Consider the following 12,835-nt stretch of genomic DNA (forward strand, 5'->3'; position numbering starts at 1 on the left):
TAATTAGGTATTGCTGGTTTTTTGGTATATTGCATATCAATAATACAAAGAAATTTTGTGATACTAATGCACAGTAAATTTAGTAAGATTTCCGGTTTTTTACTTTTGTTTCTTTTGACGGTAACATTGCCGTTAAATGCCCAAGATTACTTGCCTGCGAAGCCTAAAAAACAGACTAGCGTTTATGATCAGGCTGGAATGATGCGTGGTGATGAAGCGAAACAACTTGAACAGAAACTGGTCAGTTATAGCGATACAACTTCTACCCAGATTGTGGTGGTAACAATTAATTCGCTTCAGGGAAATGATATTGCATTATATGGTACTGAACTTGCCCATAAATGGGGCATAGGTCAAAAAGATAAGGATAATGGTATTCTCCTTCTGGTTTCAAAGGAAGATAGACGCATGACCATTAGAACAGGCTATGGCATGGAACACCTCTTGACTGATGCTTTGTCAAGAAGAATCATTGAAAACATTATAACTCCAGCTTTTAAACAAGGTAATTATTATCAGGGCCTTGATCAGGGAACCTCGGCGATTATGCAGGTTATGAGTGGTGAATATCAAGGTGAAAGAGCTTATGAAGGCCCGGAAGGTAAGATTCCGGCATTATTCATAGTCATTGTTTTTATTGTGATTATAATGATACTTTCGAGGAGGAAAAAAGGCGGAGGTAAAAATGGAGGTAGAAAATCAGGAGGATTCTCCTTACTTGACGCCATAATCCTGAGTAATGCAGGCAGAGGTGGTTTTGGCGGCAGCAGAGGCGGCTTTGGTAGTAGTTCAGGCGGCGGTTTTGGCAGCGGTGGCGGCTTTGGCGGTGGTTTCGGTGGCGGCGGTTTTGGCGGCGGCGGAGCTAGTGGCGGGTGGTAGCCAAGCTAAGATACTTTGTCAACTGAAAGAATTACATTGTTTTCATTTCCAGGATCTTTTATTTCCTTTTGTAATTTGAACCCGTTTTTTTCTAGTAATTTCAAAGAATTTTGATTGGCATAATGGGTATAAGCAACAATATGCTCAAAGTTTAAAGTACTGAATCCGAATTCAATTACTTTACTTAAGGCCTCATTCATAATGCCTTGATTTTGATAATCAGGGTGCAAAGAATAGCCTGCCTCTGCAGTCTTCAGATCTTCTGAGAAACTCCAAAGGCAAACAGATCCTATCATTTTTTCATCTTCTTTTCTGCATATTGCCCAATTGATATTGTCTCCGTCTTCGAAGCCTTTTTGAATCATATTCATGAAATCAATGGCATCTTCTATTTTTTTGGCGCCTTCCCTTTTTATAAAGGCATTGACAGTTTTGTCAGACCTAAGGAAAAACATCATTTCCTGATCATTGCTATTCAAATTTCTCAATAACAGACGAGAAGTTGTCAGTTCTGGGAACGATTGAAACGGAAAATCCAGTGTGTGCATAGTACTCATATAATTTTATTCAGATTCAATTACATCATTTTTAGATACCGAATAATGTATATCGTTTAAAGCCATTAAGGCAGCAGACCCATACCATTCTTTTAATTCCATACTTAGAACTCCTGCCTGAATAGAAGGGTCAGAATTTGTCAAGGCCTCAGCCTCTTCTATATTATCTACATCGAAAATGTAAATACCTCTAAGCTCTCCGTCACCGAAGAATGGCCCGGCTAACACTAACTTGCCTTCATTGGCTAAACGGCCTATGTTTTGCATATGGGCTCTTTGTAATTCACCTTTTTTGATGGAATCAACACTTTTGTTTGGGCCTCTTTTTAAAAATGCCATGACATATTTCTTCATCCCGTAATCATCGGCTCCATATGAGGCTGCTTTTACAGAATCAAATTTACGGGGGTCTATTTCGTTTATAACCAGATCAGTATTCTCTGTGATTTTGCTTTTCTCTTCGCACGCTGTAATGAGCATTAAGCTAAATAGTATTGTAATTAAACTCGAGATTGTTGTTTTCATGCCAAGGGATTTGAGTTGATAATACGGTTCAATATGCAGGAATAAACCTTCCTGCAAAGGCCTAACTATTCCAAGCAAATGATTTAGCTGATTTAAAAGCTCGTTGCTAAATCAGTTAATCAATAAAGATACAATATAGGAAACTTATTTTTTTCTAAAATAGATTACAATAGGCACTCCTTTGAAGTCGTATATTTCTCTCATCTTATTCTCAATATAGCGCTTGTAAGGATCCTTCACATATTGGGGAAGATTTGCAAAAAACACAAACTGTGGTGTTGGTGATGGCAGTTGCATACAGTATTTGATCTTAATATATTTGCCCTTGTAAGCAGGTGGTGGATTTTGTTTCATAATATCCAACATCGTCTCATTTAGTTTACTCGTGGCAATCTTCTGTTTTCTATTTTCAAAAACTTCTACGGCAGTTTCAATGGCCTTAAAGATTCTTTGTTTTGTTAATGCAGAAATGAATACGATTGGTACGTCAGTGAAAGGCGCAGTTTCCCTTCTGATCATGGCCTCAAACTCCTTTGTGGTGTGGGTGTCTTTTTCAACCAAATCCCATTTATTTACCAATATGACAATACCTTTTTTATTCTTTTCAGCCAGCCAAAATATATTTTGATCTTGTCCTTCAAACCCTCTGGTAGCGTCAATGACTAAAATACAAACATCACTGTATTCTATTGCACGAACTGATCTCATCACCGAATAAAATTCAAGGTCATCTCTAACCTTTGATTTTTTTCTTATTCCAGCAGTATCAACTAGGTTGAAATCAAAACCAAACCTGTTGTATTTTGTATGATTAGAATCTCTTGTTGTTCCGGCTATATCAGTAACGATGTAGCGGTCTTCACCAATCAATGCATTTATAAACGAAGATTTACCGGCATTAGGTCTTCCAACAACAGCAAACCTGGGTAACTCATCTGCAACAACTTCCTCTTTTAAGGGAAGGGCTTCAACAATGGCATCTAATAATTCGCCTGTTCCACTTCCATTTGTACTGGCAATAGTATAATAATCACCCATCCCTAAGGCGTAGAACTCAACGGCATCAGCTGCTCTTTTGGAATTATCCACTTTGTTGACCGCTAAAAAAACTGGTTTTTTTGCTTGTCTCAGCAATTGAGCAACTTCTTCATCCATCCCGGTAATACCACTTTCAACATCAACCATAAAAATGATGGCGTCTGATTCTTCAATGGCTAATTCGACCTGTTTGTCAATTTCAGCCTCAAATATATCATCACTACCAACTACATAACCTCCGGTGTCGATTAAAGAAAACTCTCTCCCGTTCCAATCTGTCTTTCCGTAATGTCTATCTCTTGTTACGCCACTAACAGCATCAACAATGGCTTCTCTTCTCTGAACCAAACGATTGAAAAGCGTTGATTTCCCTACATTTGGCCGACCTACGATAGCTACAATATTTCCCATGTTTTTTTTCTAAAATCGGTGCAAAGATACGCTTATAAAGTTGAACTTGAAAACAGCTATATAGGATTAAAAAAAAACCTATATTTAACCCTTATAACTTGAAAAATAAAGCCTTAAGTCATATACTATAAGCCATGAATGATCCTATACATGACGATGAATTAAATCGCATTCTGTTAAAACCCAGATTCAAATTAAAGTTTGAAGCTTCGAAGGAGGAAATTCTGCAGCAATTCAAAGAAAGTTTGGAGCGTAAGGATTGTATTTATAATAGTCAAATTATTGATCATCATATCGTGATTGACGTACCGGAATTAGAGGAACATTTTTGGTCTCCTCAGTTACACGTCGAAATTGAAAAAGAGGATGGTATAACAGTGGTAAAGGGGATTCTTGGTCCGAGGCCTAAAATCTGGACTTTCTTTATGTTTCTTCATTTCATTGTGGCTATTGCTTTTTTTGTTTTTTTCGTGATCTTTTATTCCAGGTGGAGCTTAGACCAGGAATACAAACTAGCAATGATGATGTGTTTTCTTATGCCCTTTGTCTGGATAGCACTTTATTTTATCGGACAATTAGGTAAGAAATTTGGTTATAAACAAATGTTGGGATTACACGATCTCCTGACTAAAGCATTGAAGAATTTTAAAACGGTTAAAGGTTAAAAGCCTTTTTTTTCTAATATGCCTAACATTTCCTGTTGTAATTCAACGGCTTTAAGCCTTGCTTTTTGAGCGAAATCTTGTTCAGATGAAGCATATATAATTCCTCTGGACGAATTCACGAGAAGACCAATATCACTATTTAAGCCATACTGACAAACCCCTTGCAGATCTCCGCCTTGAGCTCCGACTCCCGGAACTAGTAAAAAATGATCAGGAACAATATTTCTGATTTTTTGAAAATACTCAGGCCGTGTTGCGCCAACAACATACATCAGGTTCTCGTTGTTTTTCCATTCTAAGGATGTTTTTAAGACATTTTCATAAAGTGTTACGCCGTCTTGATCCTTGAGGAGTTGAAAATCAAGGCCTCCTTTGTTGGAGGTCAAGGCAAGCATAATCGTAAATTTATTTTCAAAAGCTAAAAAAGGTTCTACCGAATCACTTCCCATATAAGGAGCAACGGTCACAGAGTCAAATTTAATATCATTAAAAAAAGCCGCTGCATATCGCGTCGATGTGTTGCCAATATCTCCTCTTTTGGCATCCGCTATAGTAAAGATTTCAGGGTAATTTTCATTGAGATAGTCAATAGTTCTTACAAGGCTTTTCCATCCTTTTAAACCATAGGCTTCATAAAAAGCAGTATTAGGCTTATAGGCTACTGTTACATCATGGGTGGCATCTATGATTGCCTTGTTAAACTCGAAAATAGGATCTTCAGTTTCTAAGAGATGAGCCGGTATTTTATCCAGGTCAACATCTAAGCCAACGCATAAAAATGATTTTTTAGCTTTGATCTGACTAATTAGCTGTTCTTTCGTCATTTTTTTTGAAAATTGATTGCAGCAAAAGTAATCAATTTATCAGTTTAGGTTATCTTTGTATTTCATTTTAATTTCAACCAAAAAACCAATTTAATGAGAACTAAAATTGTAGCAGGAAACTGGAAAATGAACAAGACTTATAAAGAAACTAAGGCCTTGGTCAAAGAATTAAAAAATGCTGTAAAAGACCTTTCTTTAGACAATACGCGTGTAATTATCTCACCGACTTTTGTCAATTTACATAAAGCGTCAAAAATGACTAAAAGTTCAGCTATTGAAGTTGCAGCTCAAAATATGCATCAGGAAGCAAGTGGAGCTTATACAGGTGAAATTTCAGCTCAAATGCTAAAGGGAATATATGTTGATACTGTTATTTTAGGACACTCAGAAAGGAGAGAGTATTTTGGTGAAGGAGATGCCTTACTTGCGAAAAAAGTCGATGCTGCTTTAGAGAATGATCTTGAAGTAATCTTCTGTTTTGGTGAGGTTCTTGAAGATAGAAAAAGTGGAAATCATTTTAAAGTTGTGGAGGGTCAAATAAAGAACGCGCTTTTCCATTTAGATTCAGATGCATGGTCAAAAATAGTTTTGGCATATGAACCAGTCTGGGCCATTGGAACAGGAGAAACAGCTTCCGCGGATCAAGCACAAGAAATGCATGCCTTTATTAGAGAATTGGTAGCTGAAAGATATCTAAGTGATGTTTCTGAAGAAGTGTCTATACTTTACGGAGGTAGTGTTAAGCCAGGTAATGCAGGAGAGATTTTTTCAAAAAATGATGTAGACGGTGGATTGATTGGTGGCGCAGCCTTAAACGTGGCTGATTTCAAAGCCATTATAGAAGCTATATAACAAATTTAAAGAAATTTGATAATCTATAAATCTGTGATGTCTTTTAGCTAACAAAAGATATCACAGATTTTTAATTTTAGGACAATATGAATTACGTTGGATGTTTTTTTAAGATAAGCTCAGGATCATTAGAAATACAAACTGCTATCGATATACTTGTAGCAGAATTAGGAGAGGCTGGATTCGAAAGTTTCACTGAGAATCCGGATGGCGTTATCGCTTATATTCAAAAAGCGGATTGGAATGCTTCCTTGCTCGATGATATCCAAATCCTGCAATCTGAGGAAGTCAGTTTTTCTTATGACGTAAAGGAAATCGAACAAGTCAATTGGAACCTTGAGTGGGAAAAGAATTTTGAACCCATAGTGGTTGATAATGAAGTAAGTATTAGAGCTCCGTTTCATAAGAACCCAGGTTTGGCTTACGATATTGTAATCGAGCCAAAAATGAGTTTTGGGACAGGCCATCATGAGACGACACATTTGATGGTTCAGCATTTAAGAGGATTGGATCTCCAAGGAAAGCATGTATTAGATATGGGCTGTGGAACCGGAATATTGGCAATTTTTGCTGAAATGAAAGGAGCCAGTTCTATAGATGCAATTGACATAGATAGTTGGTGTTATGAAAATTCAATCGAGAATGTTGCGCGTAATCAATGTAAATCAATCTCAGTATTTGAAGGGGATTCAAGTTTATTAAAGCCTAAAACCTATGACTTGATTATTGCGAATATTAACCGCAATATATTGTTAGCTGATATGAAAATTTACGCCGGTAGTTTAAAGGACCAAGGCATTTTATTGCTCAGTGGTTTTTATACTGAAGACATTCAAATAATCAATTCTTCGGCTGAGGAAAACGGACTTCTTTTAAATAAGAAATTAGAAAGAAATAATTGGGTTGGATTAAAATATGTAAATTAGCATGCAGAATTGAATAGAAATGTTATGATATATTCAACAAAAGAAAAAACTCAGGAGTCTTTTGAAGTTGCTGAACAAGAAGTCAAATTGTTTGAGATCTTGTTGTTCAATGATGAGGTCAATACATTTGATTTTGTGATTGATTCGCTCATAGAGGTTTGTGAACATACGCTCGAGCAGGCTGAACAATGTACTTATCTTGTGCATTACAAGGGTAAATGCGCGGTTAAAACCGGTGAGTTTGAAGAGCTAAAGCCCAGATGTACTCAATTACTTGAAAGAGGACTCAGCGCAGAAATCGTATAATATCTTTATTACTTATTTATAATGGAATGTTTCCATGTTTCCTTTTAGGGGATTCTACCTGCTTGTTTTCCAACATTGAAAAAGCTTTTATTAATTTTCTTCTGGTCTCCTTAGGGAGTATCACTTCATCAATAAAACCTCTTCGAGCTGCGCGATAAGGATCAGAAAATTTAGTGGCGTATTCTGCTTCTTTTTCTTTCCATTTGGCTTCCGGGTCTTTTGCTTCTGAAATTTCTTTCTTAAAAATAATTTCACTGGCGCCTTTGGCACCCATAACGGCAATTTCTGCGGTAGGCCATGCAAAATTCATGTCGGCTCCAATGTGTTTTGAATTCATCACGTCATAAGCACCGCCATAGGCTTTTCTTGTGATGACGGTTACTCGGGGTACAGTTGCTTCGCTTAGAGCATATAAAAGTTTTGCTCCATGAACAATGATCCCTCTCCATTCTTGATCTGTGCCTGGTAAGAACCCAGGAACATCAACCAAAACCAATAAAGGGATATTAAAACTGTCACAAAATCGAGTAAAACGAGCTGCTTTTTTAGAGCTATTTACATCGAGAACACCTGCCAAACTCAAGGGTTGGTTGGCTATGATTCCAATGCTCCTGCCGGCTAGTCTGCTGAATCCAACTACGATATTTTCAGCATAGTCTTTATGTATTTCAAAGAAAGAATCTTGGTCACTAATGCCATTAATGACCAATTTCATGTCATAAGGTTTGTGGGTGTCATCCGGAATGATATGTTCGAGTTCTTCCCGCAATTCATCTCCTAGCTGATAGGGGATTTTTGGGGCTGTTATTTGGTTGTTCTGCGGTATATAGCCAAGTAATTTTTTAATGCTTTCTAAACAGGCAATATCATTAGCAGCAGTAATATGCGTAACGCCAGACTTGGTAGAATGAGTTGACGCCCCACCTAATTCCTCTGAGCTGACTGTTTCATTTGTCACAGTTTTTACAACGTTTGGACCGGTTACGAACATATAACTGGTTTCTTCAACCATGATTGTGAAATCAGTCATGGCAGGTGAATAAACAGCACCTCCGGCACAAGGACCCATTATAGCTGATATTTGAGGGATTACTCCAGAAGATTGAACATTTCTATAAAAAATGTCGGCATACCCTCCTAAAGATCGAACTCCTTCTTGAATTCGCGCGCCTCCAGAGTCATTTAAACCTATTATTGGAGCCCCCATTTTTACCGCAAGATCCATGACTTTGCATATTTTTTCGGCATGTGTCTCTGATAAGGCACCGCCGAAAACAGTAAAATCCTGAGCAAAAACATAGATCATTCGACCGTTAATTGTGCCATAACCCGTTACGACGCCATCACCAAAGAACTGTTGATTTTCCATTCCAAAATCAGTACTTCTATGGGTTACCAACATGCCGACTTCCTCGAAAGAGCCGTCATCCAAAAGGTATTCAATTCTTTCTCTGGCAGTAAGTTTTTTCTTGCTGTGTTGTTTCTCAATTCTTTTTTCTCCACCACCCAATCTGGCTTCTGCCATTTTCTGCAATAGTTGTTTTTGTTTTTCTTTCATGAGAATCGCTTTGTTTTGGGATGACAATAAATAATTTCGCTATAGTAAATACAGGTAACAGAATTAATTTTTAATTCGGCGTTCGCAATACAGATTGTTCCTTTTGATATAGTTTTAATGCGATAAGCGCTGCCAGTTGGGCCTCTTTCTTTCGGATGTTTTTTAAGACTTCTGTGTCATAAAATGAATTGACAAAATGCGTGTCAAAATCACCTTCTTTAAAGGCCGGATGCTCACAAACAAATTTGCCAAATGCCAAGGTTGTCTCAACGCCTTCGATGAGGTAGTTGTCAATTGCATGAATCATTAGCTGAATGGCTTCGTCTCGGTCTTTTCCGTAGGTGATCAATTTCGATATCATCGGGTCATAATAAATAGGAATTTCCATGCCTTCTTCATAACCATCGTCGAGCCTGATATTTTTTCCTTTGGGAATACGATACCTTTCAAGTCTGCCTACATTAGGAAGAAAATCATTTAGAGAATCCTCTGCATAGACCCTAAGTTCTAGCGCATGACCCTTGAACTTGACATCCTTTTGAGAGAACCGGAGTTTTTCTTCTCTGGCTACTTTAATCTGTTCTTCAACGAGGTCTAAGCCCGTTATGAATTCTGTTACAGGATGTTCAACCTGCAAGCGCGTGTTCATTTCTAAAAAATAAAAGTTTAAGTCAGCATCCATCAAGAACTCGACAGTCCCTGCGCCTCGATAGTCACATGCCTTGGCCACTTTAACAGCCGCTTCTCCCATTGTTTTACGGAGGCTTTCAGTTAGTAATGAGGATGGCGCTTCTTCCACCACTTTTTGATGTCGTCTTTGAATACTGCATTCTCTTTCAAACAAATGAACTGTATTACCATGATTATCCGCTAAGATTTGGAATTCAATATGTCTGGGAGATGTCACATATTTTTCGATAAAGACTGAGCCATCTCCAAAAGCGGATAGTGCTTCGCTTATAGCTCGTTCCATTTGAGATGCGATGTCTTTTTTTGAATTGACAATTCTCATGCCCTTTCCACCACCACCAGCGGCGGCTTTAATTAAAACAGGGTAGCCTATTTGACTTGCTACCTCTTCTGCTTTTTTAACATCTGTTACAGCCTCATCAATTCCTGGGACCATTGGAATATCAAATTTTTTCACAGCTTCTTTGGCGGCTAGTTTGTCACCCATAATTCTAATCGCTTTATGTCCAGGCCCAATAAAAACCATGTTATGATCTTCTACGGCCTTAGCGAAGTGTTCGTTTTCACTCAAAAACCCATATCCTGGATGGATGGCATCTACATGTAATTCAAGGGCTTTTTCTATAATTTTATCTCCTAAGAGATAACTTTGATTTGAAGGGTTGTCTCCTATGTGTATGGCTTCGTCAGCAAAAATAACATGAGGAGCATTTCTATCAATTGTTGAATAGATAGCTACAGTTTTTATTCCCATCCGCTTGATTGTTTTCATGACACGTAGGGCTATTTCTCCTCTATTGGCGATCAAGATTTTTTTCATGAATGTATTTTTAGGAAGGCTTATTCAAAGTCAATTAAAAGTTTGTTTTTATCAACAGTTTCACCCACTGTGGTGTAAACCTCTTTGATGGTAGTGTCTTTTGGGCTAACAATGGCATTCTCCATTTTCATAGCCTCAAGTATGAGAAGCGTATCACCTTTTTTAATCTTTTGGCCTTTTTCAACCTTTAAATCTATAATTATTCCAGGCATTGGAGCTTTAATAGAATCTACAGTTTTCGCTGATCTGAGTGCATAACCCATTTTTTGAACTGCATCATCAATGGGTCTTTGAATTTTTACGTTATAAATGTTTGAATTTACTCTAATTGAATAGGTGCGATTTAAGAAATCTGAATCTATTAGGTCAGCGTGATGAGAATTGTTTTCATGGATCAAATGGAATATATTTCCTTGCTGTTTGAAAAGGTCTAGCTCATCTATGCTTTTTTGGTTAAAACTAAATTCCTGAAGCTTGTTAACCAGAGCTTTAGAGGGTTTTTTCATAGAGAGTATGGTTGAAATGGTACTTAAAGGTAGTAAATTATTAGCTCAAAAAGAGCGCTAATCAAAAGATTTTTAGGCTGTTGAAGTACCAAAGCACCATAAATCTTCAATATATATTTTATGTAAAATTAACCTACAATTATCATTTTGTTAAGGCTTGGGTTAATTTAGTACACAAATAGGCTAAAAAAGTTGTTCTTTATGACGAGCGATTACCTTTATTTTGTAGCAAAATTTTAAAACGAATGTCATGAGTATTAAAAAACAATTTTTAAAGAGCAAACCAGTTTGTAAAGTAACTTTTTCTTTGACTAAAGAAGAAGCTTTTGATGCAGCGAAAGTTCAATTATTGGGAGATTTTAATGATTGGAATGTTGAAGAGGCGATAGATTTGAAAAAATTCAAAAATGGAAGCTATAAAGCTACATTAGACCTTGAAACTTCTAAAAGTTACCAGTTTAAGTATTTAATTGATGAGACTGTATGGGAGAATGACCAAGCAGCTGACAGTTATGTAAATAACGGTATTGATGCACAAGATAATTTCGTTGTAGCATTATAAATTCCTTTTTAAAAAAGCATTACTTAAAGAATTGCTTAATATTTGCACAAGCGGGCACTTGAATTTTCGAGTACCCGCTTTCTTTTTATATATTTACTGATGCTGTTTATTAATGTACGGGCATAAAAAAAGGCCTCCTAAAAAGAGACCTTTATAACATCACATTCGATTCTTGTTTTCTTTCACCATCATCAATTCGCAGTAGTTCTTCTTCCTAATAACCCCTCACTGGAATACTTTTCTGCTCTTTACATTTAAGTTGCCAAATGTGTGTTTCCGACGCTTACAATCAATAATCAATCGGGAACTTTTCCTTTTTCACTATTTAGTTCTTGATGATCCTCTCAACCATTCGATATTCAATATCACTCAGGGCTTGACCTTTTAACGAAACCAACAACGTGGATAATTTTTCTTTATCCTCTAAAGGTACAACCTCAACATCATGATCGATTTGATTGAGAAGTTCTTTCAAGTTCTTTACCGCTAACAAATTCTTCTGCTCTGTATAAATTTTATACTTTACGTCCACTTCTATATCGGTAAGTAATTCTTGGATCATATCTAATTTTTTAACAAAGATATAGGCATCCAGTCTATTGGATGCCGACATGCGATGTCTTGAGCTAAAAATTATTATACAGGTGTTTTTTTCCCTATTTTTACAATATGCCAGATAGGATGAAGAAATATAATAGCATTGGAGAGCTTCTTGTTGATTACAGGAAAATGAAACAGAGTTCCCAAGCCGAATTTGCTGCCCGACTAAATGTGGATATTCGTACGGTTCAACGTTGGGAAAATGGATCCACGATCATCAAACCCGATAAGGAAGAAGATATTGTTATGGAGACTTTACTTCCATACCAGTTGTTGCGAAATTTGAATGCAAGTGTTCCTATTCCAACCTATTATGACTTTAGTTTACGAAAGTATTCATTGTCGAGACTGGCAAATACTTTGCCGGAAGCTCAATGGTTCAAAAGTAACCTGGAGATTGCAACAAAGAGAATTCGCACTTTAGACTATGAGACTGATATTGATTATATAGTCAGGTATATGCATTACCATAAGAAAATAACAAAATCATTAAAAGAAGTTATTAAAGAGGCTGTGAGGTTGTTGCCTGAAATGAATTTGATTATTACTGATGATTCGGGTTTTTATTCTGGTCATTCCCTTATTTTTCCTTTAAAAACGGAAACATATGAAAAATTGAGATCTCAGCAAATGAATGAGCAGGACCTCACGGTAAATGATTTAATACATCATAAAAAACTAGAGCGCCCTATCTTTTTTGGCTTTGATATCACAGCAGATAATAATGACAACAACTTTTATCTAACGAGTCAGTTATTTCGATATGTGCGAGACAAACCCAATCAGAAATATTTGTTTTGTTCCATACCAATTCGATATGATAATGTAGAATTAAGCGATCAGATTGGTCTTAATATAATTTGGGAAGGTGAAAGAGGAAAAAACGAATATGGGCTCGACGTATTTCCACGTTTTCAGGAAGGTAATTTTCGCAATTTTTTATCTGAAGAAAGTTCATAAGGCAGGATCATCATAATCGTACATTGCTCCGTTTCATCAACATGATTTTGAAGAATTTCAATTGCTAAATGCTCATTTGTATATATCATAGTAGCTTGGAAGGGTTTATTTTAAAATATCCCAACCAAACGAAAATCAAATGCACTTAACCTAATA

General features: G+C 36.7%; 15 protein-coding genes. 7 read left to right on the top strand and 8 right to left on the bottom strand.

The window, feature by feature from the left end:
• Positions 1–66 precede the first annotated feature (66 nt).
• On the top strand, positions 67–879 hold the full coding sequence (locus tag QWY87_RS03520; protein ID WP_290288272.1) for a TPM domain-containing protein: 813 nt from the start codon (positions 67–69) through the stop codon (positions 877–879).
• A 5-nt stretch (positions 880–884) separates the two neighbouring features.
• On the opposite strand, the gene QWY87_RS03525 is transcribed toward QWY87_RS03520, so the two are convergent.
• The 3 genes from QWY87_RS03525 to der all read right to left on the bottom strand — a co-directional run bounded on the left by QWY87_RS03525 (position 885) and on the right by der (position 3,410).
• Entirely contained in the window at positions 885–1,436 is a 552-nt protein-coding gene (locus tag QWY87_RS03525; protein ID WP_290288273.1) for a GNAT family N-acetyltransferase, read from the bottom strand.
• 6 nt (positions 1,437–1,442) lie between these two features.
• Positions 1,443–1,961 (bottom strand): YciI family protein, encoded by a 519-nt coding sequence (locus tag QWY87_RS03530; protein WP_290288277.1) that lies wholly within the window; start codon positions 1,959–1,961, stop codon positions 1,443–1,445.
• A gap of 144 nt (positions 1,962–2,105) precedes the next feature.
• The gene (gene der, locus QWY87_RS03535; protein ID WP_290288280.1) at positions 2,106–3,410 is read right to left on the bottom strand and encodes a ribosome biogenesis GTPase Der; all 1,305 of its coding nucleotides are present in this window, start codon (positions 3,408–3,410) and stop codon (positions 2,106–2,108) included.
• Between the two features lie 134 nt (positions 3,411–3,544).
• Between der and QWY87_RS03540 the strand changes: the two genes are divergently transcribed.
• The gene (locus QWY87_RS03540) at positions 3,545–4,075 is read left to right on the top strand and encodes a GTP-binding protein (RefSeq protein WP_290288283.1); all 531 of its coding nucleotides are present in this window, start codon (positions 3,545–3,547) and stop codon (positions 4,073–4,075) included.
• Here the strand turns inward: QWY87_RS03540 and pyrF are convergent.
• Positions 4,072–4,899, bottom strand: coding sequence for an orotidine-5'-phosphate decarboxylase (pyrF, locus tag QWY87_RS03545; protein ID WP_290288285.1), 828 nt, complete (start codon positions 4,897–4,899; stop codon positions 4,072–4,074). The genes QWY87_RS03540 and pyrF overlap by 4 nt on opposite strands.
• Before the next feature lie 93 nt (positions 4,900–4,992).
• Between pyrF and tpiA the strand changes: the two genes are divergently transcribed.
• The 3 genes from tpiA (at position 4,993) to QWY87_RS03560 (ending at position 6,983) form a co-directional block, all read left to right on the top strand.
• Positions 4,993–5,751 (top strand): triose-phosphate isomerase, encoded by a 759-nt coding sequence (gene tpiA / locus QWY87_RS03550; RefSeq protein ID WP_290288289.1) that lies wholly within the window; start codon positions 4,993–4,995, stop codon positions 5,749–5,751.
• Positions 5,752–5,837: 86 nt separating this feature from the next.
• Entirely contained in the window at positions 5,838–6,677 is an 840-nt protein-coding gene (gene prmA / locus QWY87_RS03555; protein WP_290288290.1) for a 50S ribosomal protein L11 methyltransferase, read from the top strand.
• A gap of 24 nt (positions 6,678–6,701) precedes the next feature.
• On the top strand, positions 6,702–6,983 hold the full coding sequence (locus QWY87_RS03560; protein ID WP_290288292.1) for an ATP-dependent Clp protease adaptor ClpS: 282 nt from the start codon (positions 6,702–6,704) through the stop codon (positions 6,981–6,983).
• A gap of 16 nt (positions 6,984–6,999) precedes the next feature.
• Here QWY87_RS03560 and QWY87_RS03565 read toward each other — a convergent pair whose 3' ends face one another.
• From QWY87_RS03565 to QWY87_RS03575, 3 genes are all read right to left on the bottom strand, one after another.
• Positions 7,000–8,541: an acyl-CoA carboxylase subunit beta gene (locus tag QWY87_RS03565; protein WP_290288295.1), complete on the bottom strand. Its 1,542-nt coding sequence runs from the start codon at positions 8,539–8,541 to the stop codon at positions 7,000–7,002.
• Between the two features lie 70 nt (positions 8,542–8,611).
• Complete coding sequence (locus QWY87_RS03570; RefSeq protein ID WP_290288297.1) at positions 8,612–10,051, bottom strand: acetyl-CoA carboxylase biotin carboxylase subunit; 1,440 nt, start codon at positions 10,049–10,051, stop codon at positions 8,612–8,614.
• A gap of 20 nt (positions 10,052–10,071) precedes the next feature.
• The gene (locus QWY87_RS03575; RefSeq protein ID WP_290288299.1) at positions 10,072–10,557 is read right to left on the bottom strand and encodes an acyl-CoA carboxylase biotin carboxyl carrier protein subunit; all 486 of its coding nucleotides are present in this window, start codon (positions 10,555–10,557) and stop codon (positions 10,072–10,074) included.
• Between the two features lie 250 nt (positions 10,558–10,807).
• Between QWY87_RS03575 and QWY87_RS03580 the strand changes: the two genes are divergently transcribed.
• Positions 10,808–11,119, top strand: coding sequence for an isoamylase early set domain-containing protein (locus QWY87_RS03580; RefSeq protein ID WP_290288300.1), 312 nt, complete (start codon positions 10,808–10,810; stop codon positions 11,117–11,119).
• A gap of 325 nt (positions 11,120–11,444) precedes the next feature.
• Here QWY87_RS03580 and QWY87_RS03585 read toward each other — a convergent pair whose 3' ends face one another.
• Positions 11,445–11,732 (bottom strand): hypothetical protein, encoded by a 288-nt coding sequence (locus QWY87_RS03585; protein WP_290288303.1) that lies wholly within the window; start codon positions 11,730–11,732, stop codon positions 11,445–11,447.
• Positions 11,733–11,800: 68 nt separating this feature from the next.
• Between QWY87_RS03585 and QWY87_RS03590 the strand changes: the two genes are divergently transcribed.
• Positions 11,801–12,679, top strand: coding sequence for a helix-turn-helix domain-containing protein (locus QWY87_RS03590; protein WP_290288304.1), 879 nt, complete (start codon positions 11,801–11,803; stop codon positions 12,677–12,679).
• Positions 12,680–12,835 lie beyond the last annotated feature (156 nt).

The organism is Lutimonas halocynthiae (genome assembly GCF_030409835.1).
GTDB classification, from domain to species: Bacteria; Bacteroidota; Bacteroidia; order Flavobacteriales; family Flavobacteriaceae; genus Lutimonas; species Lutimonas halocynthiae.

Excerpts from the sequence above, each read along its gene's own strand:
- QWY87_RS03520 (WP_290288272.1), top strand. The coding sequence starts at position 67 with ATGCACAGTAAATTTAGTAAGATTTCCGGTTTTTTACTTTTGTTTCTT.
- QWY87_RS03525 (WP_290288273.1), bottom strand. The coding sequence starts at position 1,436 with ATGAGTACTATGCACACACTGGATTTTCCGTTTCAATCGTTCCCAGAA.
- QWY87_RS03530 (WP_290288277.1), bottom strand. The coding sequence starts at position 1,961 with ATGAAAACAACAATCTCGAGTTTAATTACAATACTATTTAGCTTAATG.
- der (WP_290288280.1), bottom strand. The coding sequence starts at position 3,410 with ATGGGAAATATTGTAGCTATCGTAGGTCGGCCAAATGTAGGGAAATCA.
- QWY87_RS03540 (WP_290288283.1), top strand. The coding sequence starts at position 3,545 with ATGAATGATCCTATACATGACGATGAATTAAATCGCATTCTGTTAAAA.
- pyrF (WP_290288285.1), bottom strand. The coding sequence starts at position 4,899 with ATGACGAAAGAACAGCTAATTAGTCAGATCAAAGCTAAAAAATCATTT.
- tpiA (WP_290288289.1), top strand. The coding sequence starts at position 4,993 with ATGAGAACTAAAATTGTAGCAGGAAACTGGAAAATGAACAAGACTTAT.
- prmA (WP_290288290.1), top strand. The coding sequence starts at position 5,838 with ATGAATTACGTTGGATGTTTTTTTAAGATAAGCTCAGGATCATTAGAA.
- QWY87_RS03560 (WP_290288292.1), top strand. The coding sequence starts at position 6,702 with ATGATATATTCAACAAAAGAAAAAACTCAGGAGTCTTTTGAAGTTGCT.
- QWY87_RS03565 (WP_290288295.1), bottom strand. The coding sequence starts at position 8,541 with ATGAAAGAAAAACAAAAACAACTATTGCAGAAAATGGCAGAAGCCAGA.
- QWY87_RS03570 (WP_290288297.1), bottom strand. The coding sequence starts at position 10,051 with ATGAAAAAAATCTTGATCGCCAATAGAGGAGAAATAGCCCTACGTGTC.
- QWY87_RS03575 (WP_290288299.1), bottom strand. The coding sequence starts at position 10,557 with ATGAAAAAACCCTCTAAAGCTCTGGTTAACAAGCTTCAGGAATTTAGT.
- QWY87_RS03580 (WP_290288300.1), top strand. The coding sequence starts at position 10,808 with ATGAGTATTAAAAAACAATTTTTAAAGAGCAAACCAGTTTGTAAAGTA.
- QWY87_RS03585 (WP_290288303.1), bottom strand. The coding sequence starts at position 11,732 with ATGTCGGCATCCAATAGACTGGATGCCTATATCTTTGTTAAAAAATTA.
- QWY87_RS03590 (WP_290288304.1), top strand. The coding sequence starts at position 11,801 with ATGAAGAAATATAATAGCATTGGAGAGCTTCTTGTTGATTACAGGAAA.